We start from the raw sequence: 24611 nt of genomic DNA on the forward strand, positions 1-24611 counted from the left end.
CCATGCCGGCGCACAGCGCCACTTGGCCGAGAAGCACGCGGATATCTCGACAAACCGGCGCCCGGCCACGGACAATAGCCACCTGCCGACAGGAGTCCTGAATGCGCCGTCTGTTTTCCCTGATTCTGCTGATGATCTGCACCGTGCCTGTCTGGGCAGACAACCTGGATCAACTGTACAAGGCCGCCGGCTGGCCCGACCAGCGCGCCCACTTCAACGATGCCCTGACCGCCGCCCAGGAACGCTACCGCAACAGTTTGCCACCCGCCGTGTACCAGGCGCTGGTCAACAACAGCAACCAGCGTTTCCAGGCCCAGGCGGTGGACCGGCGCGCCCAGGCGCAGCTGCGCGCAACCTTGGCCAACCCGGCACCGGCGCTGGCCTTCTTCCGTTCGCCGCTGGGCCGCAAGGTGGTAGCCGCCGAGCTCAAGGCCACACGCAAGGATGAACTGGCCAGGAATGCCAAGGGCCTGCCGAAAATCCAGGCCAGCGACGACCGCCTGCTGATCATCGGCCACCTGGCCCAGGCCCTACCGGCGCGCGAAGCTGGCGCCGAAGTCAGCCTGGCCATCGCCGGCGTGGCGGCCGACAGCCTCAGCTCGATGATCCCTGGCCTGTTCGGCAGCGGCCAGGCCCAGGGCCTGCTCGACGGCCAGCGCCAACGTCTGATGAACCAGATCGGCGAAGACCTCAACAACACCCTGCTGTACGTCTACCGCGACCTGTCCGATGCCGAACTGGAAGAGTTCGCCACATTCGCCGAGTCGCCAGATGGCAAGGCTTACTACCAAGCCGCCCTGGCCGCTGTGCGCGCAGGCCTGGCGGTTGGCCAAAGCACCAACGACCTGAAGTGATCAGCCCAGGCGCTGGTCGATGAAGTCGAAGTAGCGCTGGCGAATGCCCGGTAGCTCGTTGGCCAGGTGGTGACGGGCCTCAGGTAGCATCAATATCTGTGGCTCGGCAAACTTGGCCTTGAGTACTTCGAGGTTGTACGGCCAGTCCACTGTGCCATCCGCCTCTCCTTGCACTATCAACGGCCGCCGCGTACTGCGCGGCGCGGCCTCGATGCGCTTGACCCAGGCAATCAAGGCGCCCACCCAGGCCGTTGGCAGGCGGCGCGGTTGCAGCGGATCGGCTTCGAGGAACGGCAGGAAGGTCGGGTCATTGGTGTTCTCGCTGAAGCGCCGCTCGATGCCATTCACGAAGTGACGCAGCACGCGATAGCTCAGCTTCGACCAGCGCCAGGCACAGGGCCGCACCAGCGGTGCCAACAGGATGACCTGGCCATCGATGGGGCTGCGCGCGCCCTGGTGTAGCAGGTGATCCACGGCGATGGCGCCACCTGTGCTCTGCCCGCACAGGTGCCAAGGGCGCGGTAGCTGCAGCGTGCGCGCCTGTTCGAACAAAGCCTCCAGCACCTGCTGGTACACCGCGAAATCACTGATGCTGGCCCGCTCGCCGCTGGACAGACCGTGGCCGGGCAGGTCGCAGCTGATCACGGCGAAACCCTGTTTGAGCGCCCAATCGATCACATGCCGGTAGAGGCCCATATGGTCGTAATAGCCGTGCAGCAGGAACAGCGTCGCGGTCGGCTGTTCGGGTAACCAGACCTGCCCGACCAGGTCGAACCCGGCAGCCTGAAAGCCACCCAGCCAGCTATGTGCCGGCAGGTTCAGGCCATAGAAGCGCTGGTAGTCCTGCGCCTGCGCCGACAACGGCTGGCGAGCGGTCAGCGGCGCCAGGCTGGTGCGCAGGAGGTCGGGGTGAAAGGCAACGGGCATCGGGTACATCCACAGTGAAGCAAGTATTGATCTGGGATATTCAGCTCTGGCCGACGTCGTGGCAAGCTTGCTCGATTTCAGGCCGATAGCGGTATCCCCGGTAGGAGCAGCCTTGTGCTGCGAAGAGGCCGGTACTGCCACAACAACTCCATCAGTCATGCCTGCCCTTTCGCAGCACAAGGCTGCTCCTACAGAGGGCCGCGGAAACTTCATGAAGACTCGGATCATCAAACCGTTGTGTACGGCAATCGCCCTTCTGGTCGGCGTGGCCATCCTCTGGCAGGCCTACACCACCTTCCAGGCCCGCTACCTGCGCCCGTTCGACAACCAGGCCATCCTGTTCGACGGCAGCCAGCTGCGACTGCCCACCGAACTGGCCGGCACCGGCCCGATCCGGGTAGTGCATTTCTGGGACCCGGCCTGCCCGTGCAACGTCGGCAACCAGCAGCACCTGGGCGACCTGGTCAGCCAGTTCGCCAGCCAGGAAGTGACCTTCCACGTGCTGCAAAAGCCCGGCAGCCACGGCCAGCTGCCCGCCAACCTCACCGCCCTCAAGCCACTCGCCAGCCTGCCCGGCAGCGAACACCTGCCCGCCTCCCCGGCCGTGGCCATCTGGGACCGGCAAGGCCACCTGGCCTACTTCGGCCCCTATAGCGAAGGCGCGGTGTGCAACGCCAGCAACAGCTTCATCGAACCGATCCTCAAGGCGCTGCTCGACGGCCGGCAGGTGAGTGCCTCCAATAGCCTGGCGGTGGGATGCTACTGCCCCTGGGCCGGCTGACGCACTCGCGCCGGGTTGCCCACCACCACTGCGCCCGCCGGCACGTCACGGGTGACCACACTACCGGCACCCACCACGGCGTTGTCGCCAATGGTCACCCCCGGCAGGATGATCGCCGCACCCCCGATCCACACGTTATTGCCGATGGTCACTGGCCGACCGCTCTCCAGCCCTGTGCGGCGCACTTCGGGATCGAGCGGATGGTCGGCGGCGTAGATCTGCACATTCGGGCCGATCTGGCAGTCGTCCCCGATACGCACCGGCAGCACGTCGAGGATCACGCAGTTGAAATTCATGAAAGTATTGCGCCCGACGCTGATGTTGTAGCCATAGTCGCAATAGAACGGCGGGCGGATCACCGCGCCTTCGCCGACCAGGCCAAAGTGCTCGACCAATAGCCCATGACGTGCGTCGTTGAGCAATTCGACACTGCTGTTGTAGCGGTGCATCCAATGCTTGTTGGCGATCTGCTCGGCCTGCAACTCGGGGCAGCCAGCGTGGTAGAGCTGGCCTGTAAGCATTTTCTGTTTTTCGCTGAGGGACATGGAAACTCCTTCCTGGGGCTATGCTCTGTTCGCGAATCCGCCGATCATCGGACCACATTTCTCGCTTGAACGCACAAGGAGCCTGCATGAAGCGCAGCCTGACCCTGTTGGCCGTGGTAGTTGCCGTGGCCGCCGGCGCCGGATACTGGTATGTGCAGGGCAAGCTGCCGCAACGCGAGGGCGAGGTGGCCATCGCTGGCCTGCAGGCGCCGGTCAGCGTGCGCTACGACGCCCGCGGCGTGCCGCACCTGCAGGCGCAGAGCGAACCGGACCTGTACCGTGCCCTCGGCTACGTGCATGCCCAGGACCGGCTGTTCCAGATGGAAATCCTGCGCCGCCTGGCCCGGGGCGAGCTGGCCGAGGTGCTTGGTGACAAGCTGCTGCCCACCGACACCCTGTTCCGTAGCCTGCGCATTCGCGAACAGGCAGCGCTGATGGCCAAGCGTCAGGACCGGCAATCGCCCGCCTGGCAAGCCCTGCAGGCCTACCTCGACGGGGTGAACAGCTGGCAGGCCAGCCACCCCAAACCCATGGAGTTCGACCTGCTCGGCATCACTGCGCGCCCGTTCAGCGCCGAAGACACCCTGAGCATCGCCGGCTACCTGGCCTACAGCTTTGCCGCCGCGTTTCGCACCGAGCCCGCGCTGACCTACATTCGCGACCAGTTGGGCCCCGAGTACCTGAACATCTTCGATCTCGCCTGGCAGCCCGAAGGCGCCTTGGGTACACCGCTGGCCACTGCCGACTGGCAAAGCCTGGAGGCCCTCGCCCGCCTCAGCCATGAAGCACTGGGCGATGCGGGCATCCCGCAATTCGAGGGCAGCAACGCCTGGGCCGTGGCCGGCAGCCGTACCCGCAGTGGCAGGCCGCTGCTGGCCGGCGACCCGCACATCGGTTTCGCGGTGCCGGCGGTGTGGTACGAGGCCGAGCTGTCGGCGCCCGGTTTCAACCTGTATGGCTACTTCCAGGCGCTCAACCCGTTCGCCCTGCTCGGCCACAACCGCGACTTTGGCTGGAGCCTGACCATGTTCCAGAACGACGACGTCGACCTGATCGCCGAACGCACCAACCCAGCCGATGCCAACCAGGTGATGGTCGATGGCAAATGGCAGGCGCTGGAAAAGACCGAGCAGCAGATCGCCGTCAAAGGCGAAGCGCCGGTCACCCTCAGCCTGCGCCGCTCGCCCCACGGCCCGATCGTCAACGACGTGCTGGGCGCCACCGCCGGGCCCACGCCTATCGCCATGTGGTGGGCGTTCCTGGAAACCGAAAACCCGATTCTCGACGGTTTCTACCAGCTCAACCGCGCCGATACCCTGGGCAAGATGCGCGAAGCCGCGGCCAAGGTGCATGCGCCGGGGCTGAACCTGGTCTGGGCCAATGCCCGTGGCGATATCGGCTGGTGGGCGGCGGCGCAGTTGCCGATCCGCCCCGACGGCGTCGATCCCGCGTTCATCCTCGACGGTGCCAGTGCGCAGGCCGACAAGCTCGGCTTCTATCCGTTCAGCGTCAACCCGCAGCAGGAGAACCCGGCGCGTGGCTACATTGTCTCGGCCAACTACCAGCCTCCGGCGGCGGTGCCGGTACCGGGCTATTACAACCTGCCGGACCGTGGCCGCCAGCTCGACCGCCACCTGGCCGACCCCGAGGTGAAGTGGGACACCCAAAACAGCCAGGCGCTGCAACTGGACACTGCCAGCGACCATGGCCCGCGCACCCTTGCACCACTGCTGGCAACGCTACGTGCAGTGGCCGAAGGTGACGAAGAGAAAGAGCTGGTCGAGCAACTGGCAGCCTGGGGCGGCGACTACCCGCTCGACTCGACCAGCGCCACACTGTTCAACCAGTTTCTCTACGAACTGGCATTCGCGGCCCTGCATGACGAACTGGGCGACACCTGGTTCCCGGTGCTGATCAGCACCCGCGCCATCGACGCTGCCCTGCCGCGCCTGGCGGCGGATGCCGATTCGCCCTGGTGGAACACTCGCGGAGGCAACCAGCGCACCGACCGAACCGCCGTGGTACGCACGGCGTGGCAAAACAGCTTGAAGCACCTGCGGGAGACTGTGGGCAGTGACCCGGCCAGCTGGCAGTGGGGCAAGGCGCATACCCTGACCCACAACCACCCGCTGGGGGTTAAAAAGCCGCTGAACCTGCTATTCAACGTCGGCCCGTTCGCTGCACCAGGCACCCATGAAGTACCGAACAACCTCTCGGCGAAAATCGGCCCGGCGCCATGGCCGGTGACCTATGGGCCGTCGACTCGGCGGCTGGTCGACTTTGCCGATGCCGGGCAGGCGCTGACCAGCAACCCGGTCGGCCAGAGTGGCGTGCCGTTCGACAGGCATTTTGCGGATCAGGCCGAAGGGTATGTGCAGGGGCAGTACCAGAAGGCGCAGATGGGGATGATTCCGGCGCAGAGTACGTTGCGATTGGTGCCAACTCAGTAAAGGGGCTGCCATGCCCCATTCGCAGCACAAGGCTGCTCCTACAAGAAACCGCGATCCCCTGTAGGAGCAGCCTTGCGCTGCGAATGGGCCGCAAGGCGGCCCCCGACAATTTCGAATACCCTACAGCACTCCCAGCCGAGACCCATTCCATGCAAAGAAACTTCATCGAAATCGACGGCGCCCGCATGAGCTACATCGACCAGGGCCAGGGCTTCCCGGTCCTGCTCGGCCACAGTTACCTGTGGTCCGCCGAGATGTGGCAGCCGCAGATCGAAGCCCTGTCGCAACACTTCCGCGTCATCGTACCCGAGCTGTGGGGCCACGGCGGCTCCGACGCTCCGCCAGCCACGACCATCGACATGAACAGCCTGGTCCGCCAGTACCTGGTATTGCTGGACGCCCTGGACATTACCAAGTGCCACCTGGTCGGGCTGTCGGTAGGCGGTATGTGGGGGGCACCGCTGGCTGCTACCCACCCTGAACGAATTGACCGCCTGGTGCTCATGGACACTTACCTGGGCGCCGAGCCGGAGGAGACCCGGCGCAAATACTTCGCCTTGCTCGATGCCGCCAGCGCAGCCGGCGAGTTCAGCGACGCGCTGCTCGACATCATCGTGCCCATTTTTTTCCACGCAGGCGGCCAGACCGTGCCGGAAATCCGCGAGCGGTTTCGTGCTCAGCTAAAGGCAAGCAGTGCACAAACCATTCGCGAGAGCCTCGATCCCATGGGGCGGATCATCTTCGGACGACGCGACCTGCTGGAGCAGCTCAAGCAGCTGCCGAGCGAAAGAACCATCCTGATGTGCGGCGACCAGGACATCCCACGGCCGCCAGAAGAGTCCAATGAAATGGCACGGATCATTGGCTGCCTGGCGGCGCAGATTCCGTTTGCGGGGCATATCTCCAGCCTAGAGAACCCGCGGGTGGTGAATGAGTTCTTGTTGAACTGGCTGCCGCGTAATCGTTGAAGTAATCGGGGCTGCAAAGCGGCCCCAATGGCACCCTCACCCCTGCCACTTGCCCCCTTCCACAATCACGCTTTCCGGCTTGGTGTCATCGCTCAGTTCCTTGCGCACATACTGGTCATACAGCTTCAGCAGAAACTTCTCCTCCCCCAGCTTGGCCAGCTCGGCATTCACCCAGTCACGCAGCTCGGTGTTGCCCTTCTTCACCGCCGGTGCAATCGGAGCCTCGTCACCCAGCAGCTCAGGCAGCACGCGGTAGCCCGGGTTCTGCTTGGCCCAGCTGAACAAAATCAGGTTGTCCTGCGCATAGGCATCGCCACGGCCGGTGGCCAGCGCTTGCAGCGATTCGCTGTTCTTCTCGAACTTGAGCAGTTTCCAGTCCGGGTGGTTCTTGGTCAGCCAGATATCAGCGGTAGTGCCGGTGGTGACGATGATGGTCTTGTCGGCCAGGTCGTCGAGCTTCTGCACCGGGCTGCCATCCGCGACGATGGCCTGTACGGCAACGCGCAGGTTGGGGTTGGTGAAGTCCACCGCTTCCTTGCGCTCCGGGGTCACGGTCATGTTGGCGAGGATCAGGTCGACCTTGTCGCTCTGCAGGAACGGGATACGGCTGGCCGGCTCCACGGCAACGAACTCGACCTTGTTTTCATCGCCCAGCAGGTCCTTGGCCAGGCGCCGGCCGATGTCGGTATCAAAGCCCACGTAGCGGCCCTTTTCATCGACGAAACCGAACGGTGGCTTGTCGGTGAACACCCCGACAATCAGCTTGTCGCGGGCCTTGATGGTTTCCAGGTAGCTGTTGGCCGGCGAGGCCGCTGCGGGCTTGGGTGGTTCTTCAGCCTTGTTGCAGCCGGCCAGCAAGGCCAGGCCGAACAGCGGCGCCAGCAGTTTGGTGAGGTTGGCAGTTTTCATGACAGTTCCTTGTGCAGTGTCTTCGGCAGGCTTTCTACGAAGGAGAATTTCTCCAGGAACTGCTGCGCGCGTGCGGTCCGCGGTCGGGTGAAGAAGCTCTCGGGGTCACCCTGTTCAAGGACCCTGCCGGCCTCCATGAACACGATGCGGTCGGCCACCGCGCGAGCGAAGGCCATTTCGTGGGTAACGATGAGCAAGGTCATGCCGTCGCGGGCCAGGCCCTGGATCACCTGCAGCACCTCCTTGACCATTTCCGGGTCGAGGGCCGCGGTAACTTCGTCGAACAGCATCACCTCGGGGTTCATGCACAGCGAACGCACGATGGCGATGCGCTGTTGCTGGCCCCCGGACAACTGCCGGGGAAAGGCGTCGCGCTTGTCCAGCAGGCCGACCCGCGCCAGCAGCGCCTCGGCCTGGGCCTGCGCTTCGGCGCGTTCGCGCTTTTGCACCTTGAGCGGGCCAAGCAGCAGGTTGTCGATCACGCTCATGTGGCCGAACAGGTGATAGCTCTGGAACACCATGCCGACCCGCTGGCGGATCTCGCGCCAATCGGTGCGCGGGTCGAGCAGATCCTGACCGGCCAGGCGCAGGTGGCCGCCGTGGGCCTGCTCCAGGCCGTTGAGGCAGCGCAGCAGCGTGCTTTTGCCACAGCCGCTGGGGCCGAGGATGACCACCACCTCGCCAGCCGCCACCTGGAGGTCGACGTCCTTGAGCACCTGGTGCTCGCCAAAGAACTTGTTGAAACCCTGGAATTCGATCAATGCGCTCATGAGTGGGCCCAGCGGCGTTCCAGCACGCCTGAAGCGGTGGACAGCGGATAGCAGACGATGAAGAAGAACAGGAACAAGGCGCCGTAGATCAGCACCGACTCGTAGGTGCGTTCGATGATCTGCTGGCCGGCCTTGATCACCTCGACCACGCCGATCAGCACCGCCAGCGAGCTGGTCTTGATGATCCGCGTGTAGATGTTGATGGTCGGTGGGGTCATGCGCTTGAGCGCCTGTGGCAACAGCACGTAGCCATACAGCTGCCAGCCGGCCAGACCGATCGACAGCCCCGCCTCGCGCTGGCCGCGCGGCAGCGAACGCAGCGCGCCTCGCACCACCTCACCCACCTCGCTGGCGCCCCACAGGCCCAGCACCAGCACCGCGCACCAGAAGCTGGGGATGCTCAGGGCAAAGAAGATCGGCAGGCCAAAGAACACCAGGTACAGCCAGACCAGCACCGGGATGGCACGGAACAGCTCCAGGTACACCTGCAAGGCAATGTTCAGGGCCCGGTTGCCCAGGGTTGCCAGCACGCCATAGAGCACACCGCCCAGCGTCGCGAAAAGGATGCCCAGCGCGGAGATGGCCAGGGTCTGCGCCGCACCGCCAGCCAGCTGCGGCAATACCTGCAGCAGCAGTTCAGACGCCGAATTGGGCATGTTGCAGCCTCCTTTCGACATGGCGCAGCAGCAACGACAGCGGCAGGAACAGCAGCACGCAGAGCAGGGTCAGCACGGTGAGCATTTCATAGGTCTTGTAGTACAGCGCGATGTAGTTCTTGGTGGTGTAGAGGATTTCCGGCACGGCCACCGCCGAGACCACGGTGGTTTCCTTGAGTAGGAAGATGAAGTTGGCGAACAATGCCGGCAGGCTGAGAATGCCGGCCTGAGGCAGCACCACGTGGCGCAGCAGCTGGCCTTCGGACAGGCCGATGGAGCGCCCGGACTCCAGCTGGGCACGGGGCACGGCCTCGATGCCGGCGCGCAGCACTTCGGTCAGGTAGGCACCGCCCATGAAAGTCATGGTGATGATTGCCGCGGCAAAGCCGGAAATCTTCAGGCCCAGGCTGGGCAAGGCGAAGTAGACGAAGAACAGCTGGATCAGCAGCGGCGTGTTGCGCGCCAGCTCCACGTAGGCTTTTACCAGGCGCCACAGGTACGGGGTGCGCAATACCGGCAGTGTGGCGTTGACCAGGGCGACCAGCAGCGAGGTGACGATGGCGATCAGGCCGACCTGCAGGGTCACGCCCACTGCCTTGAGGAAGGCGGGCAGCGTGCTGAGGATGAATGCGGTGTCGAGGGTCATGGGTAAAGCAGGTCTGCAGGGTGCGCGCGGGCACGATAGCTAGACTCTAATGATCTAAAAAAAATTTAATAAATACCTTTATAGAATATCAATATCACCGAGACGTCACGCACTACCCTGTGGGAGCGGGCGCGCCCGCTCCCACAGGGTCCTGCGCACACAAGCAAAAACGCCGACACAAGAGTGTCGGCGTTGGGTCATGCAAGGTAATGCAAGCGCATCAGAACGCCGGCAGCACCGCACCCTGGTACTTCTTGGCGATGAATTCCTTCACTTGCGGGCTGGTCAGGGCCTTGGCCAGTTTCTGGATGGCTTCGCTGTCCTTGTTGTCCGGGCGGGCGACCAGGAAGTTCACGTATGGCGAGTCGCTGCCTTCGATCACCAGCGCGTCCTTGGCCGGGTTCAGGCCGGCTTCCAGAGCGTAGTTGGTGTTGATCATGTCCAGGTCGACCTGGTCCAGCACACGCGGCAGCATGGCCGACTCAAGCTCGCGGAACTTCAGCTTCTTCGGGTTCTCGGCGATGTCCTTGGGGGTGGCCAGGGCGTTCTTCGGATCCTTCAGGGTGATCAGGCCAGCCTTCTGCAACAGCAGCAGGGCGCGGCCGCTGTTGCTGCCCTCGTTAGGGATGGCAACGGTGGCGCCTTCCTTCAGTTCGCTCAGGCTCTTGACCTTCTTCGAGTAACCACCGAAGGGTTCGACGTGCACGCCGATCACGGTATCCAGGTGGGTGCCCTTGCCTTCGTTGAAGTTCTGCAGGTATGGCAGGGTCTGGAAGTAGTTGGCGTCCAGGCGCTTCTGGTCAACCTGCACGTTCGGCTGCACGTAGTCGGTGAAGACCTTGATCTGCAGGTCCACACCTTCCTTGGCCAGGGTCGGCTTGATCAGCTCGAGGATTTCGGCGTGCGGTACCGGGGTGGCGGCAACTACCAGTTTCTCGGCGGCGGCAGCCAGGCCGGCGAACGACAGGGCAGCGGCCAGGGCAGTGGTCAGCAGGGTCTTCTTCATGGTGGTCCTTGTTCTGGTTCTGGGCCATCGACGATGGCGAATCGGGTGCCCAACCGGTTCACCAGCGGGCGTGAGGCGGACAATACCTAGATTTTTTATTCCGTAACAATATCTTTTATTTAGCTGCTTATTCCAAAAACAGACTGCCATCAGCCACTTTGCTTATGAGCCCTGTCTAGCGCGCGGGGTCGGGCAGGTCGAGGTCCTCGGCCAGGATCTCTTCGCCGTCATTCACCAGCAAGGCGAAGTGGATGACGTTCTCCAGTTCACGGGTGTTGCCGGGCCAGGGGTGCGCCTCCAGCACCTGCTGTGCCGCCTCGCTCACCAGCGGCACAGGCCGCTGCAGGCGCACGCTGTAGATGCCCACGAAGTACTCGGCCAACGGCAGGATATCGCCCGGCCGCTCGCGCAGCGGCGGCAGTTCCAGCGCCCCCTCGCGCAGATACTGGTACAGGCGCTCGTTGAAACGCCCCGCGCGCACCACCCGCGCCAGGTCGATACTGGTGGCGGCCACCAGGCGCACATCCACCGGTTGCGGCTGCTGCGCGCCCACCCGGGTAACCTCACGGTTTTCCAGGGCGGCCAGCAACTTGCCCTGGATGGCCAGCGGCAAGTCGGCGATTTCGTCCAGGTACAACGTGCCGCCGTTTGCCGAGCCGAACCAGCCGGCACGGCTGCTGGCTGTACCGCCCTGGCTGCCGGCGCTGTAGCCGAACAGCTCGGCATCGGCATAGGTGGGGCTGATGCCTGCGCAGTTGACCGACACGAACAGCCCGCTGCGGTCGCTGGCCCGGTGGATCTGCCGGGCCAGCAGTTCCTTGCCTGTGCCGGTTTCGCCACGGATCAGTACCGGCAGGGGTTGCGGCGCCAGGTGCTCCAGCTCTGCGCGCAACTGCTGCGAACGCGGGTCGATGAACACCAGCGCCTTGGCGCGGATGCTCAGCGGGCTCTTGTCCAACTCGGGGAAGGTCAGCAACGGCTGGCCAAAGGGGTTTTGAAAAGTCATGACGAACTCCCGCCCCAGGCCTGCAGTGGCCGGGCGTCAGGCAAACGGTAAACAGTAAGGACGATCAGGCGCGGCGCAGTGCGCGCTGCTCGACCCGGCTTTGCAAGCGATACAGGTAGGCGAAGCCTTGTTCCCAGCGCTCATGGCCGGACTTGACGTTGATGTGCCCGGCGTTGGTCAGCAGCCCTGCTTCGGCGCCCCATACCTGGGCCAGGTACAGCGCCCTTGGCACGCTCACGGCCGGGTCGTTGTCCGAGCTGACCACCTGGCTGGGGAATGGCAGTGCCTCGGTCGGGATCGGCGCGAAGTTGCGCAGCGCCGGCGCACAGGTCGGCCGCTCCACGTCAGCGGGCGCCACCAGCAGTGCGCCACGTACCCGCCGCAGCAGGGCCGGGCTGGTTTGCGCGGCCCAATGAGCGACGGTGATGCAGCCCAGGCTGTGGGCGATCAGAATCACCGGCGAGCGCTCGGCGGCAATCGCCTGCTCCAGCGCCTGCACCCAGTCCTGGCGTTGCGGGGTCAGCCAGTCGTGCTGCTCGACCCGGGCACTGTTGGGCAGGGTGCGCTGCCAGTGACTTTGCCAATGGTTGTCTGGCGATCCTTGCCAGCCCGGCACAATCAGGTAACGAATCGACTCATTGCGCATGGGGACGCCTCCAGTGAGTTTGCGTGCTTGGAGACAAGTATAGGGAGGGAGTTATATCAGTAAAGGAATAAGAAGCTATTTATTAATAACCAAAAATATATGCACCTTGTGCGATCCCTGTGGGAGCGGGCATGCCCGCGAAGCAAGCACCGCGGTGGATGGCACGGGCTTCGCCCGTGTTCGCGGGCACGCCCGCTCCCACAGGGATCACGCAAAAAAAGAGGGCCAACCCCTGCCAAGAGATATGGCCCCTACGCACTTGCGAGAGTCACTTGCCTGAAGAGGGTTGGCGAAGTCAGCGCGCGGTAATCACCGCCAGCTTGCTGATCCCCGCACGTTCGATAGCCGCCATGGCCCGCGCCACTTCGCCGTAGTTCACGCCGTCATCGGCCTGCAGCTGTACACGCACATCCGCGTCCTTGTCCTTGGCAGCCTTGAGGCTGGTTTCCAGCAGGTCGGGCTGGATCTCGTCCTTGTTGATGAACAACTTGCCGCCACCATCGATGCTGACCACCAGCGGGTCCTTCTGCTCCACCGGGGCCACGGCCTCGGTCTTGGGCAGGTTGATGGGGATGGCATTGGTCAGCAACGGCGCAGTGACGATGAACACCACCAGCAGCACCAGCATGACGTCCACCAACGGCGTGACGTTGATTTCACTGAGGACTTCGTCGCTGTCCTGGGTCGAAAAGGCCATGTCAGGACGCCTCCTTCACCGGCTGGGTGAAGCCGGCCTGGGGCCTGTGCACCGCCGGGTGCACCAGCACGCGGAAGGCACTCTTCTGCGCCAGACTGTAGAAGTCGTGGGCGAAGTCATCGAGGTCGGCGGCGGTGAGCTTGAGGCGGCGCAGGAAGTAGTTGTAGACCAGCACCGCCGGTACCGCGACGGCGATACCCACGCCGGTGGCCACCAGTGCTGCGCCAATCGGCCCGGCCACGGTTTCCAGGCTGGCGGAGCCGGCCGCGCTGATGCCCTTGAGCGCTTCCATGATGCCCCACACGGTGCCGAACAGGCCGATGAAGGGCGAGGTGCTGCCGATACTGGCGACCACCGCCAGGCCGGTTTCCAGCGAGCGGCGCTCACGCACGATCTGCTGGCGCAGGGCACGCTCCAGGCGATCCTGGTGGTTGATGGCGTGGCTCAGGTCGTTGGCCTGGCTGTCACCGACGGCGATGGCAGCGTAACCGGCCTGGGCAACGCGTGCGGCCGGGCCTGGCAGTTCGTGGCTGGGCTCGGCAGCCGAGTCCAGGCTCGAGGCGGCCCAGAATTGCTGGTGGAAGCGCTTGTCCTGATGCTTCAGCCGCACGAACTGCACGACCTTGACCAGGGCCAGGCCCCAGGTGACGACAGAAAAACCGACCAGCAGCCAGATGACTGCGCTTTCAACGGATTCGAGGGGGGATGCCAGCAGGCTCATGATGATGTCTTCCTGTGTTCTGCGAGAAAGTTAGCGAAGCTTGAAATCGATCGGTACGCTGACCCAGCCGGTCTGGGCCACGTCGCCCTGCTTGGCAGGCACGAAGCTCCAGCGCTTGACCGCGGCCAGTGCGGCAGCGTCGAGGGCATCGCGGCCGCTGCTCTTCTGGACCTGGATCTGCCCGGGCTTGCCGCTGGGCAGCACCTCGACGCGCAGCAGTACGGTGCCTTCCCAACCGCGCCGCTGAGCCATCTGCGGGTACTCCGGCGCCGGGTTCTTCAGGTACGCCGCGTTGGCCGAGGCCGGGGTGACCGGGGCCGGCGCGGGTGGCGCTGGCGGTACCGGGGCGGCCACAGGGGCTGGCGGCGGTGCCTCGACCGGCTTGGGCTGTGGCTTGGGCTGTTGCTTGACCACCGGCTTGGGTACGGGTTTTGGCTTGGGTTTAGGCTTGGCGGCCAGTTCGTCGACCACAGGCGGCGGTGGCGGCTGGACCACCGGCGGTGCCGGGGCTGGTGGCGGTGGCTCGACGACAGGCGGCGCCGGCGCGGCGAACTCGATGGTCATGGGCGGTACTTGCGGTGGCACCACCGGCAGCTCGGGCGTTGGTGCCTGGCTGACCCAGTACGCTGCAGCGCCATGCAGGGCCAGCACCAGCAGGCTCAACACCAGCTTGTCGCGGCGCTTGAGCCCACTGACGGGCGTGCGTTGCAGGCGCAGCTGGCCAAGCGGAAGGCGAAGCGTGCGTCCAAGCTCGACCAGGTCGCCCGGGGCCGGGCGCCATGGCTGGTCGTAGGCCCTGACGGCCGACTGGACATTACCCATTGATCAAACTCCTGGGGTTCCGATTCAGGTGTGTAGCTGAATCATCGGTGCCAGAGGCTTATCCCTTAAAGTAATGTTTAAAATTATGGTTAGAACTATACCGAATATCTATTTTGGTGAGTTGTCTCAACGCCGCGAGTTTCGCGAGGTGTAGCAGAGCGAGCCACGAATCATGCTTTGCAGGCATTCAAAATATTCGCGCAAGGCATGAGATTGCCGCGAGGGCTGCGCCCTCGAATCGCAGCACAAGGCTGCTCCTACAGGGACCGCGCTAGTTCAGGCAATGCGCGGTCCTTGTAGGAGCAGCCTTGTGCTGCGATGGGCTGCAAAGCAGCCCCAACAATCCATCAGGCATAAAAAAACCCGGGACCAACCCCGGGCTTTTTCATCATCAAAGGCGACTCAGATATCCGCCACCTTCTGCCAAACCTTCGGCCGGAAGAACAATGTCTCCCCCCGCGCCAACCCGGTCAGGCTGTCATGGTCCTTGACCACCTCGGCCTCGATCAGCTCGCTCTGCCCTTCCACCTTCAAGGTCACCCGCGTGGTCGCGCCCAACGGCCGGATATCGCGCACCTCGGCCGCATGGTGCCCTTCGGTCTCGTGCCGCGACAGCGACACTTCGTGCGGGCGGAACAGCACATGATGCCCTTCGCTCAGGGCCAGGCGGTTGGAGTCCCCGAGGAAGTGATAGACGAAATCGTTGGCCGGGTGCTCGTACACCTCGCCCGGCGAGCCGATCTGCTCGATCACGCCCTTGTTCATCACCACGATGCGGTCAGCCACCTCCATGGCCTCTTCCTGGTCGTGGGTGACGAACACCGACGTCAGGTTGATGTCCTCATGCAGGCGCGCCAGCCAGCGGCGCAGCTCCTTGCGCACCTTGGCATCCAGCGCACCGAACGGCTCGTCCAGCAGCAGCACCTTGGGTTCCACCGCCAGGGCGCGGGCCAGGGCGATACGCTGGCGCTGGCCACCGGACAACTGCTCGGGGTAGCGGTCGGACAGCCAGTCCAGTTGCACCATGTTCAGCAGTTCATGCACCTTCTCGGCAATCTTGCTCTCGCTCGGGCGCTCGCCCTTGGGCTTCATGCGCAGGCCGAAGGCAACGTTGTCGAACACACTCATGTGGCGGAACAACGCGTAGTGCTGGAACACGAAACCGACGTTGCGGTCGCGCACGTCATGGCCGGACACGTCCTCGCCGTGGAACACGATATTGCCCTGGTCCGGGGTTTCCAGGCCGGCGATGATGCGCAGCAGGGTAGTCTTGCCGCAGCCGGACGGGCCAAGCAGGGCCACCAGCTCGCCGCTGTTGATGTCCAGGTTGATGTTGTCCAGGGCCTGGAAGCTGTTGAAGCGCTTGCTGACGTTACGAACTTCGATCGACATGAATCATTCCTCCGCGGCGCTGTGGCGCAGGCGGTTAATACGGTTCTCGCTCCACTGCTTGAGCAGCAGGATGAAGAGCGCCAGGATCAGCAACAGGCTGGCCACGCTGAAGGCCGCGACGTGGTTGTACTCGTTGTAGAGGATCTCCACGTGCAGCGGCAAGGTGTTGGTCACGCCGCGGATGTGGCCCGACACCACCGACACCGCGCCAAACTCGCCCATGGCCCGCGCGGTGCACAGCACCACGCCGTAGATCAGGCCCCATTTGATGTTCGGCAGGGTCACGTGCCAGAACATCTGCCAGCCATTGGCGCCGAGCAGGCGCGCGGCCTCCTCTTCCTGCGTGCCCTGCTCCTGCATCAGCGGGATCAGCTCACGGGCCACGAACGGCACGGTGACGAAGATGGTGGCCAGGACGATGCCCGGCAGGGCGAACACGATCTGGATATCGTGGTCCTGCAACCACGGCCCGAACAGGCCTTGCGCGCCGAACATCAGCACGTAGACCAGGCCGGCGATCACCGGCGATACCGAGAACGGCAGGTCGATCAGGGTGACCAGGATGCTCTTGCCACGGAAAGTGTACTTGCTCACGCACCAGGCGGCGCTGACGCCGAACACCAGGTTCAGCGGCACCGAAATGACCACGGCCAGCAGGGTCAGCTTCAGGGCCGACAACGCGTCAGGCTCGAAGATCGCCTCGAAGAAGGTGCCAAAGCCGTTCTTAAGCGCCTGCGACACCACGATTACCAGCGGCAGCAGCAGGAACAGCGCGAACACCAGCCAGCCAAGGCCGATCAGGATGCGCCGCGATGTGGCGCTGCCCCGGCGGGCGGCATTGGCGGCGGCGGTTGCATTCAGGGATGTACTGGACATGCCGGCCTCCTTCAAGGGGTTTCGATACGGCGCTGCAGCAGGTTGATCAGCAGCAGCAGGATGAAGGAAACCACCAGCATCAGCACGCCGATGGCGGTCGCACCGGTGTAGTCGTACTGGTCGAGCTTGACCATGATCAGCAGTGGCAGGATCTCGGTCTTCATCGGCATGTTGCCAGCAATGAAGATCACCGAACCATACTCGCCCACGCCGCGGGCGAAGGCCAGGGCAAAGCCTGTCAGCCAGGCAGGCAGCAGCGCTGGCGCCAGCACGTGGCGGAACACCTGCAGCGGCTTGGCGCCCAGGCAGGCGGCGGCCTCCTCCACTTCACGCGGAATGTCGGCCAGTACCGGCTGCACCGTACGCACCACGAACGGCAGGGTGACGAAGGTCAGCGCCAGGGTGATGCCCAGCGGGGTGTAGGCGATCTTGAAGCCCAGGTCGGTGGCGAACTGGCCGACCCAGCCCGAAGGCGCGTACAGGGCGGTCAGGGCGATACCGGCTACGGCCGTGGGCAGGGCGAACGGCAGGTCGATCATCGCATCGATGATCTTGCGCCCGGGGAAGGTGTAACGCACCAGCACCCAGGCCAGCAGGGTACCGATCACACCGTTGATGACGGCGGCGAACAGGGCGGTGCCGAAACTCAGCTTGAGCGCGGCGATCACCCGCGGCGCACTGATGACGTTCCAGAACTGCTCCCAGGTAAGCTGCGCGGCATGCACGAACATGGCGGCCAGCGGTATCAGCACGATCAGGCTGAGGTACACCAAGGTGTAGCCCAGCGTCAGCCCGAAGCCGGGTATGACGGGGGAAATGCGGCGTGACATAAATATCCCTGGTTGAACGCACGAAGCCCGGAATCAATCCCGGGCCGGTGCAGGCTTCTGAATCTTGGGGCTGCTTTGCAGCCCAATCGCGACGCAAGGCCGCTCCCACAGGAGATTGCGGTTCCTTGTGGGAGCGGCCTTGCGTCGCGAATGGGCCGCATAGCGGCCCCGCTTTTCCTTGGCGATTACTGTGCCTGATAGATCTGGTCGAACACACCGCCATCGTTGAAGAATTTCGGTTGTGCAGTTTTCCAGCCACCAAAGTCCTTGTCGATGGTTACCAGGTCAAGTTTCGGGAACTGCTTGCCAAACTCCGCTGCGACCTTCTCGTCACGCGGGCGGTAGAAGTTCTCGGCGGCAATCTTCTGCCCGGCCGGGCTGTACAGGTGCTTGAGGTATTCGGTGGCAATCTCGGTATTGCCCTTCTTCTCGGCGTTCTTGTCCACCACCGCCACCGGCGGTTCGGCAAGGATCGACAGCGAAGGCACGACGATCTCGAACTTGTCGGCACCACCGTCTTCCTTCAGCGCCAGGAAGGCTTCGTTTTCCCACGCCAGCAGCACATCGCCCTGGCCGTTGTTGACGAAGGTGATGGTCGAGCCACGGGCGCCGGTGTCCAGCACCGGCACGTGCTTGAACAGCTCCTGCACGTATGCCTTGGCCTTCTCTTCGTTACCGCCCGTCTTCAGGCCATAGGCCCAGGCGGCCAGGAAGTTCCAGCGGGCGCCGCCGGAGGTTTTCGGGTTGGGGGTGATGACCGACACGTCTTTCTTGATCAGGTCGCCCCAGTCCTTGATGCCTTTCGGGTTGCCCTTGCGCACCAGGAACACAATGGTCGAGGTGTACGGGGTGCTGGCATCCGGCAGGCGGGTCTGCCAGTTGTCCGGCAGGGTCTTGCCGAGCTTGGCGACTTCGTCGATGTCGCCGGCCAGGGCCAGGGTCACCACGTCGGCACGCAGGCCGTCGATCACCGCACGGGCCTGCTTGCCCGAACCACCGTGGGATTGCTGGATCTTCACCTTGTCGCCCGGGTGGGCCTGCTGCCAGTGCTTGATGAACTCGGCGTTGTACTGCTGATACAGCTCGCGGGTCGGGTCGTAGGACACGTTCAGCAGTTCGTAGTCCTTGGCGATGGCGGAACCGGCAAAAACAGCACTGGCCAGGGCGGCGAGCGCATAACGGCGGATGGACATGGTGAAGCTCCCGATTGGCATTTTTCTAGTTTTGGATGTGTGGCGCGATCAGCCGGTCTTGTTGCCGGGCTGCTGCAGGCGGAACTTCTCCTTGCGCTCGATCTGTACGACCTGAGCGTTGTGCACAGTGATCTCCACCGCACCGAATCGCAGGTCGCGCAGAGCGCTCTGGATTTCACGCAGAATGGTGGCTTCGTCCTGACCGTCGATGCTACGCAGAGATGCACTCATGCTCGTTCTCCTTGGAGTGAGATGCCGGGCAGGGGTTTGAAGGGGATTTATTGCCTGGCTTGAGGGCAATAGTAGTGAGGCGGAGTTATTCTTAAAAATACTGTTTAAGAATTTTTATATAACCAAAAACAAAAACTCATCCTGAAGACAACAGAAGGCCCCGTGGGAGCGGGTTTACCCGCGAATGCGGCGGTAGATCTGCCATCGCATTCGCGGGTAAACCCGCTCCCACAGGGTTCACTGCAAGGCTTCAGGGATGTTTCTGTGGCTCGCGGATCTTGTACCAGGCCACATACAAGGCCGGCAGGAACAGCAGCGTCAGCAGGGTCGCCACGATGATCCCGCCGATCATGGCGTAGGCCATGGGCCCCCAGAACACCTCGCGGGCAATCGGGATCATGCCCAGGCTCGCCGCCGCCGCGGTCAGCAGGATCGGCCGGCGCCGATGGTTGGTGGCTTCCACCACCGCATCCCACGGCGACAAGCCCTGGGCTTCGAACTCGTCGATCTGGGTCACCAGGATCACCGAGTTACGAATGATGATGCCCGCCAGCGCGAGAATGCCGAGAATCGCCACGAAGCCCATGGGCGTACCTGTGGGCACCAGCGCAATGATCACGCCAATCAGCCCCAGCGGCGCCACGCTGACCACCAGAAACAGCTTCTGCACGCTGTGCAGCTGGATCATCAGGAACGTCGCCATCAGGAACAGCATCAGCGGGATGACCTTGCGGATCGGCCCCTGGGCCTTGGCACTCTCCTCAACCGTACCACCGGTGGCCACTTCGAAGCCCACCGGCAGCTTGCTGGCGAACTCGTCAATCTTCGGCTTCAGCTGGGCCACCAGGTCGGTAGGCTGGATATCGCCGTTGACCGAGGCCTTGATGGTGATGGTCGGCTTGCGGTCACGGCGCCATACCAGCGGCTGCTCCAGTTCGTAGCGCACGGTGGCGAACGACAGCAGCGGGATCGAGGTGCCGTTGGGCGTGAGGATCTGCAGGTTCTGCAGGGTATCGGGTGACCCACGCTCGCTGTCCTCGGCGCGGGCGACCACGTCGACCAGGTAGATGTTGTCGTTGACCTGGGTAATCTGCACGCCGCTGACGATGCTGTTCATCACATTGGCCACGTCTTCCGATGACAACCCCAGCTGACGCGCCTTGTCCTGGGCGATTTCCACGCGCAGCACCTTACCCGGCTCGTTCCAGTCGTAGATCATCTCGCCGATGTGCTCGTTCTGGTCGAGCAAGGTGGCCAGGTCGATGGCGTGTTTGCGCACCTCGTCGATATTGGCGCCGCTGACCCGGTACTGGATCGGTCGGCCCACCGGCGGGCCCATCTCCAGCGATTGCACGTTGACGCCGATGCCGACGAACTCTTCATGCAGGATCTTCTGCAGGCGCTCCATCATGGCCTGGCGTTCCTCGAACCCTTTGCTGACGATCACCAGCTGCGCGTAGTACGGGTTCTGCAGCTGCTGGTCGAGGGGCAGGTAGAAACGGATCGCACCTTGGCCGATGTAGGTGCTCCAGTGCACCAGGTCCGGGTCGTCCTTGATCCGCGCCTCGAAGCGGTCGACCACCTTGCGCGTCTCCTCGATCGAGGCGTTTTGCGGCAGGTTGAGGTCGACGAGAATTTCCGGGCGGTCCGAGGACGGGAAGAACTGGTTCTGCACGAAGCGCTCGCAGAAAATCGCCAGGGCGAACAGCGCCACGGTGCCGATGATGGTCAGCCAGCGGTTGCGCATGCACCACAACAAACCATGCTCGAAGACCCGGCCGACACGGCCCGGCTCGGCTTCATGGGGCTTGAGCTTGGCGCTGCTGAGAATGTGCACGCCGAGCACCGGAGCGAAGAACACCGCCACCACCCACGACACCATCAGTGCCACGGCAATTACCGCAAACAGCGTGTAGGTGTACTCACCTGCCGAACTGGCGTTGAGGCCGATCGGCACGAAGCCGGCCACCGTCACCAAGGTGCCGGTGAGCATGGGGAAGGCTGTGGAGGTATAGGCAAAAGTCGCCGCCTGCTCCTTGCTTTCGCCCATTTCCAGCCGTGTGACCATCACCTCCACGGTGATCATCGCATCGTCCACCAACAGGCCCAGGGCGATGATCAGCGCCCCCAGCGAAATCCGCTGCATGGTGATGCCACTGTATTCCATGAACACGAACACCATGGCCAGCACCAGCGGGATCGAGCAGGCTACTACCAGCCCGGCACGCACGCCGAGGCTGACGAAGCTCACCGCCAGCACGATCACCACCGCCTCGAACAGCGCACTGGTGAAGCCGCCGACCGCTTGCTTGACCACCACGGCCTGGTCGGAAACGGTGTGTACCCCGACGCCCACCGGCAGGTCCTCGACCACTTGGTCCATACGCTTTTTCAGCGCCGCACCGAACACCTGGATATTGCCACCGGCCTTCATGCCGATGGCCAGGCCCAGCGCCGTCTGGCCGTTGTAGCGGAACATCGGCGAAGGGGGGTCGACGTAGCCGCGCTCGATGTCGGCGATGTCGGCCAGGCGGAAGAAGCGGTCGTTGATCTTCAGGTTGACGGTTTGCAGGTCCTTTTCCGAGGTGAACTGCCCGGAGGTACGCACCGAGATACGTTCCGGCCCGGCCTCGATCACCCCGGCAGGGGTCACGGCGTTTTGCGATTGCAGGGCCTGCATGACCTGACGCTGGTCGATGCCCAGGGCTGCCAGCTTGCGGGTGGAGAAGTTCAGGTACAGCACTTCGTCCTGGGTGCCGATCAGCTCGATCTTGCCGATGTTGGGCACATCGCGCACTTCGGCCCGCGCCTGTTCCACGTAGTCGCGCAGCTGGCGCAGGGTCAGGCCGTCGGCGGTGAAGGCGTAGATCGAACCGAACACATCGCCGAATTCATCGTTGAACCCGGGCCCCTGGATGCCCGCAGGAAATTCACCGCGAATGTCGGAGATCTTCTTGCGCACCTGGTACCAGATTTCCGGGATATCCTTGGCCTTGGTGGTGTCGCGCAGGTACACGTAGACCGTGGACTCACCGGGGCGGGTGTAGCTTTTGGTGTAGTCGAGGGAGTCGAGTTCCTCGAGTTTCTTCTCGATACGGTCGGTGACCTGGTACAGGGTTTCGTCCTGGGTCGCGCCGGGCCAGCGGGTCTGGATGACCATGGTCTTGATGGTGAACGACGGGTCTTCCTCACGGCCCAGGTTGAAGTAGGAGAAAATCCCCATCAGCAGGCCAACGAACATCAGGTACCAGACGAACGATTGATGCTTGAGTGCCCAGTCGGACAGGTTGAAGCTTCCTTTCATTGCGCATCCTCGTCGAAGGTGACCTTCTGGCCAGGCTTGAGGCTGTTGACGCCGGCAGTGACCACACGCTCGCCGGGCTGCACGCCAGCGGTCAGCACGATGCTGTCGGCGGTGCGGTCGATCAGGGTCACGTCACGGGTGGCCACGGTTTTCTGTTGCGTATCGATCACCCACACCTGGGTCTTGCCGTCACGCTCGAGCAAGGCACTCAAGGGCAGTTCGCTGCGCGGCGACACCTGCGAACTCAGGGTCACGCTGATGGCCGTGCCCAGGTGGAAGGCCGCCGGTGTGCTGGCCAGGGTCAGGCGCGCGCGGCGGGTGCGGGTGGTGGCGTCGGCCTGGGGCTCCAGTTCGCGCAGGCTGGCGGTGGTGTTGATGGTCGGGTCCAGCTGCGAAGCAACGGTGAAGGTGAGGCCTTTGCTCAACTGCTCGGCCAGGCCGATCGGCAGGTCGATCACCGCTTCCTTCACATCCGGCCGGGCCAGGGTTACCACCGCCTGGCCGGCGGTGACGGTTTGCCCGGCTTCGGCCTGCCAGGCGGTGATTACCGCGGCATGGTCGGTGCGCAGGGTGCTGTAGTCGAGCTGGTCACGTGCCTGGCTGAGCGCAGAGCGCGCCTGCTCCAACGCCGCACTGGTGGTTTTCAGGTTGGTCTGGGCGATATCCAGCTGGGCCTGGGCGCCTACGCCACGGTCGTACAGCTGTTGCTGGCGGCGGGCATCGGCCTGGGCGTTGATCCACTGCGCCTGCACCTTGGCCAGGTCGCCTTCGGCTGCGCGCAACTGGTTCTGCTGGTCGGTCGGATCGAGGGTGGCCAGGGTGTCGCCCGGTTTCACCTGGGCGCCCACATCCAGCCAACGCCGGGCAATTCGCCCGGAAACCCGGAAGCCCAGGGTGCTTTCGAAACGTGCCTGGATACTGCCGGCGAAACGGCCCAACTGCGACTGCACCTGGGGTTCGACCTTGACCGACAGCACCGGCCGAATCGGCTCCGGCACTTCATCCTCACTACTGCAGCCAGCCAACAGCACGCCGGCCGACAGCATCAGCAGCAGGCGCTTCATAGCTCACCCCCTTTGGCCTTGGCATCGATCTTCAGCACCTGCATGCCGGGGTGCAGCAACTGCCCGCCATTGACCACCACGGTTTCGCCGCCCTTCAGGCCACTGGCGACCACGATCCTACCGGTGAGGTAACGGCTGACTTCGACCTTGCGCAGCTCTACCTTGTCGCCCTCGCCCACTACCCAGACGGCGGGCTCATGCAGGGCCTTGGTCAGTGCCGACCATGGCAGCTCGATACTTGGCCGGCCCTGGGCATTGGTGGTGGCGGTCACCGGTGCACCCAGCTGCATCCCTGGTGGCACATCCCTCAGCCCGACCTTGACCTGCACCGTGCCGCTTTGCGCGGACACCGTGGGGGTGATTTCGCGCACAAAGCCACGGGCCTGGACCTTCGGGTCATCCAGCAGGCTGACGATCACGCCGGCATCGCTGGGCGGGGCCACCAGCAGCGATTCGTAGACGTTGAACACCGCGTCGCGGTCGCCATCGGTGGCCAGGCTGAAGATCGGCATGGTCGCCTGCACCACCTGGCCGACCTCGGCCTGGCGCTCGGTGATGACCCCATCGGCCTCGGAGACCAGCGCGGTATAGCTCAGTTGTTCGTTGGCGTTGGCCAATTGCGCCTGTGCGGCCTTGAGCGCGCTCTGGTTGCTGCGCAGCGCGGCTTCGGCGGAATCGTATTCGCTCTGACTGGTGTAGCCCTTGGGCAGCAGTTTTTGCTGGCGCACGAAGGCGGCGCTGGTCTGGGTGACCCGCGCCTGCGCGGCGAACACCTCGGCCTTGGCCGAGTCGACATTGTTCTGCAGGTCTTTCGGGTCCAGCCGCGCCAGCACCTGGTTGGCCTTGACGTGATCACCCACATCGACGCTGCGCGAAATGATCTTGCCGCCGACGCGGAACGACAGGTCGGTCTGCACCCGCGCCTGCACATCGCCGGTCAGGGTGACCCTGGCAGCGAAATCGGTGGGTGATACCTGTTGCACGCCTACGCGTGGCAGTGTTTCGGTGGTTTCTTCCTTACTACAGCCCGACAGCAGGGACACAAGCCCCAGGCAGACGACCAACAGCGGACGTATCAACGTCATGCAGGCTCCTTGCTTGCGCGCAAATGATTCGTGGGATGCGACTGTCAGCGTAGTTCAGGGTTGGACAAACGGCACTGGCCATATGCGCAAGGGAGGCATACCGAATGCCGGCGACACAGGGCAGGTTCGGCACAACTTTTTCGTTAAAAACCTGGCATTTCTGCCAGTGGCCGATTATCGCCAGGGCATTACATAGTGTGCCCAACCGGTCGCCCCGACAGTGGCACCACAG

The 24611-nt window shown here is 63.8% G+C and carries 24 protein-coding genes; 4 read left to right on the plus strand and 20 right to left on the minus strand.

The window, feature by feature from the left end:
* The first annotated feature begins 101 nt into the window (after positions 1-101).
* Positions 102-854, plus strand: a complete 753-nt coding sequence (locus A4C63_RS07380) for a DUF2059 domain-containing protein (RefSeq protein WP_063912124.1) — start codon at positions 102-104, stop codon at positions 852-854.
* Here the strand turns inward: A4C63_RS07380 and A4C63_RS07385 are convergent, their stop codons facing one another.
* The gene (locus A4C63_RS07385; RefSeq protein WP_063912125.1) at positions 855-1781 is read right to left on the minus strand and encodes an alpha/beta hydrolase; all 927 of its coding nucleotides are present in this window, start codon (positions 1779-1781) and stop codon (positions 855-857) included.
* A gap of 211 nt (positions 1782-1992) precedes the next feature.
* Between A4C63_RS07385 and A4C63_RS07390 the strand changes: the two genes are divergently transcribed.
* On the plus strand, positions 1993-2562 hold the full coding sequence (locus A4C63_RS07390; RefSeq protein ID WP_063912126.1) for a DUF6436 domain-containing protein: 570 nt from the start codon (positions 1993-1995) through the stop codon (positions 2560-2562).
* On the opposite strand, the gene A4C63_RS07395 is transcribed toward A4C63_RS07390, so the two are convergent.
* Positions 2541-3107 carry a sugar O-acetyltransferase gene (locus A4C63_RS07395; protein ID WP_063912127.1) on the minus strand — a complete coding sequence of 189 codons (567 nt, stop codon included), beginning with the start codon at positions 3105-3107 and terminating at the stop codon, positions 2541-2543. The two genes, A4C63_RS07390 and A4C63_RS07395, sit on opposite strands and share 22 nt — an antisense overlap.
* Before the next feature lie 86 nt (positions 3108-3193).
* Here A4C63_RS07395 and A4C63_RS07400 point away from each other — a divergent pair, with 86 nt between their 5' ends.
* A complete protein-coding gene (locus tag A4C63_RS07400) occupies positions 3194-5557 on the plus strand; it encodes a penicillin acylase family protein (RefSeq protein ID WP_063912128.1) in 2364 nt (787 codons plus the stop codon).
* A gap of 149 nt (positions 5558-5706) precedes the next feature.
* Positions 5707-6525 carry an alpha/beta fold hydrolase gene (locus A4C63_RS07405; protein WP_063912411.1) on the plus strand — a complete coding sequence of 273 codons (819 nt, stop codon included), beginning with the start codon at positions 5707-5709 and terminating at the stop codon, positions 6523-6525.
* Positions 6526-6561: 36 nt separating this feature from the next.
* Here A4C63_RS07405 and A4C63_RS07410 read toward each other — a convergent pair whose 3' ends face one another.
* From A4C63_RS07410 to A4C63_RS07495, 18 genes are all read right to left on the minus strand, one after another.
* Positions 6562-7434: a transporter substrate-binding domain-containing protein gene (locus A4C63_RS07410; protein ID WP_063912129.1), complete on the minus strand. Its 873-nt coding sequence runs from the start codon at positions 7432-7434 to the stop codon at positions 6562-6564.
* Positions 7431-8204: an amino acid ABC transporter ATP-binding protein gene (locus tag A4C63_RS07415; protein ID WP_063912130.1), complete on the minus strand. Its 774-nt coding sequence runs from the start codon at positions 8202-8204 to the stop codon at positions 7431-7433. Before A4C63_RS07415 ends, A4C63_RS07410 begins: the two co-directional genes overlap by 4 nt.
* Positions 8201-8860: an amino acid ABC transporter permease gene (locus A4C63_RS07420; protein ID WP_063912131.1), complete on the minus strand. Its 660-nt coding sequence runs from the start codon at positions 8858-8860 to the stop codon at positions 8201-8203. Before A4C63_RS07420 ends, A4C63_RS07415 begins: the two co-directional genes overlap by 4 nt.
* Positions 8841-9506, minus strand: coding sequence for an amino acid ABC transporter permease (locus tag A4C63_RS07425; protein WP_063912132.1), 666 nt, complete (start codon positions 9504-9506; stop codon positions 8841-8843). The genes A4C63_RS07420 and A4C63_RS07425 overlap by 20 nt, the downstream gene beginning before the upstream one ends.
* Positions 9507-9726: 220 nt before the next feature.
* Positions 9727-10512, minus strand: coding sequence for a MetQ/NlpA family ABC transporter substrate-binding protein (locus A4C63_RS07430; protein WP_063912133.1), 786 nt, complete (start codon positions 10510-10512; stop codon positions 9727-9729).
* Positions 10513-10687: 175 nt separating this feature from the next.
* Positions 10688-11518 carry a sigma 54-interacting transcriptional regulator gene (locus A4C63_RS07435; protein WP_063912134.1) on the minus strand — a complete coding sequence of 277 codons (831 nt, stop codon included), beginning with the start codon at positions 11516-11518 and terminating at the stop codon, positions 10688-10690.
* A 64-nt stretch (positions 11519-11582) separates the two neighbouring features.
* Positions 11583-12164, minus strand: a complete 582-nt coding sequence (locus A4C63_RS07440; RefSeq protein ID WP_063912135.1) for an alpha/beta hydrolase — start codon at positions 12162-12164, stop codon at positions 11583-11585.
* A gap of 295 nt (positions 12165-12459) precedes the next feature.
* Complete coding sequence (locus tag A4C63_RS07445; RefSeq protein ID WP_063912136.1) at positions 12460-12861, minus strand: biopolymer transporter ExbD; 402 nt, start codon at positions 12859-12861, stop codon at positions 12460-12462.
* A gap of 1 nt (position 12862) precedes the next feature.
* Positions 12863-13582: a MotA/TolQ/ExbB proton channel family protein gene (locus A4C63_RS07450; RefSeq protein ID WP_063912137.1), complete on the minus strand. Its 720-nt coding sequence runs from the start codon at positions 13580-13582 to the stop codon at positions 12863-12865.
* A 30-nt stretch (positions 13583-13612) separates the two neighbouring features.
* Entirely contained in the window at positions 13613-14404 is a 792-nt protein-coding gene (locus tag A4C63_RS07455) for an energy transducer TonB (protein WP_063912138.1), read from the minus strand.
* Between the two features lie 402 nt (positions 14405-14806).
* Entirely contained in the window at positions 14807-15796 is a 990-nt protein-coding gene (locus A4C63_RS07460) for a sulfate/molybdate ABC transporter ATP-binding protein (protein ID WP_013974693.1), read from the minus strand.
* 3 nt (positions 15797-15799) lie between these two features.
* Positions 15800-16672, minus strand: coding sequence for a sulfate ABC transporter permease subunit CysW (cysW, locus tag A4C63_RS07465; protein WP_063912139.1), 873 nt, complete (start codon positions 16670-16672; stop codon positions 15800-15802).
* Positions 16673-16683: 11 nt separating this feature from the next.
* Positions 16684-17502, minus strand: coding sequence for a sulfate ABC transporter permease subunit CysT (gene cysT, locus A4C63_RS07470; RefSeq protein WP_063912140.1), 819 nt, complete (start codon positions 17500-17502; stop codon positions 16684-16686).
* Positions 17503-17687: 185 nt separating this feature from the next.
* On the minus strand, positions 17688-18695 hold the full coding sequence (locus A4C63_RS07475) for a sulfate ABC transporter substrate-binding protein (protein ID WP_063912141.1): 1008 nt from the start codon (positions 18693-18695) through the stop codon (positions 17688-17690).
* A gap of 48 nt (positions 18696-18743) precedes the next feature.
* Positions 18744-18926 (minus strand): sulfur starvation response protein OscA, encoded by a 183-nt coding sequence (gene oscA, locus A4C63_RS07480; protein ID WP_003258557.1) that lies wholly within the window; start codon positions 18924-18926, stop codon positions 18744-18746.
* Between the two features lie 250 nt (positions 18927-19176).
* A complete protein-coding gene (locus tag A4C63_RS07485; RefSeq protein WP_063912142.1) occupies positions 19177-22230 on the minus strand; it encodes an efflux RND transporter permease subunit in 3054 nt (1017 codons plus the stop codon).
* On the minus strand, positions 22227-23294 hold the full coding sequence (locus tag A4C63_RS07490) for an efflux RND transporter periplasmic adaptor subunit (RefSeq protein ID WP_063912143.1): 1068 nt from the start codon (positions 23292-23294) through the stop codon (positions 22227-22229). The genes A4C63_RS07485 and A4C63_RS07490 overlap by 4 nt, the downstream gene beginning before the upstream one ends.
* Positions 23291-24379 carry an efflux RND transporter periplasmic adaptor subunit gene (locus tag A4C63_RS07495; protein WP_024087886.1) on the minus strand — a complete coding sequence of 363 codons (1089 nt, stop codon included), beginning with the start codon at positions 24377-24379 and terminating at the stop codon, positions 23291-23293. Before A4C63_RS07495 ends, A4C63_RS07490 begins: the two co-directional genes overlap by 4 nt.
* Positions 24380-24611: the final 232 nt, after the last annotated feature.

The sequence above is a fragment of the Pseudomonas sp. p21 genome, assembly GCF_001642705.1.
In the GTDB taxonomy this organism is placed as follows: domain Bacteria; phylum Pseudomonadota; class Gammaproteobacteria; order Pseudomonadales; family Pseudomonadaceae; genus Aquipseudomonas.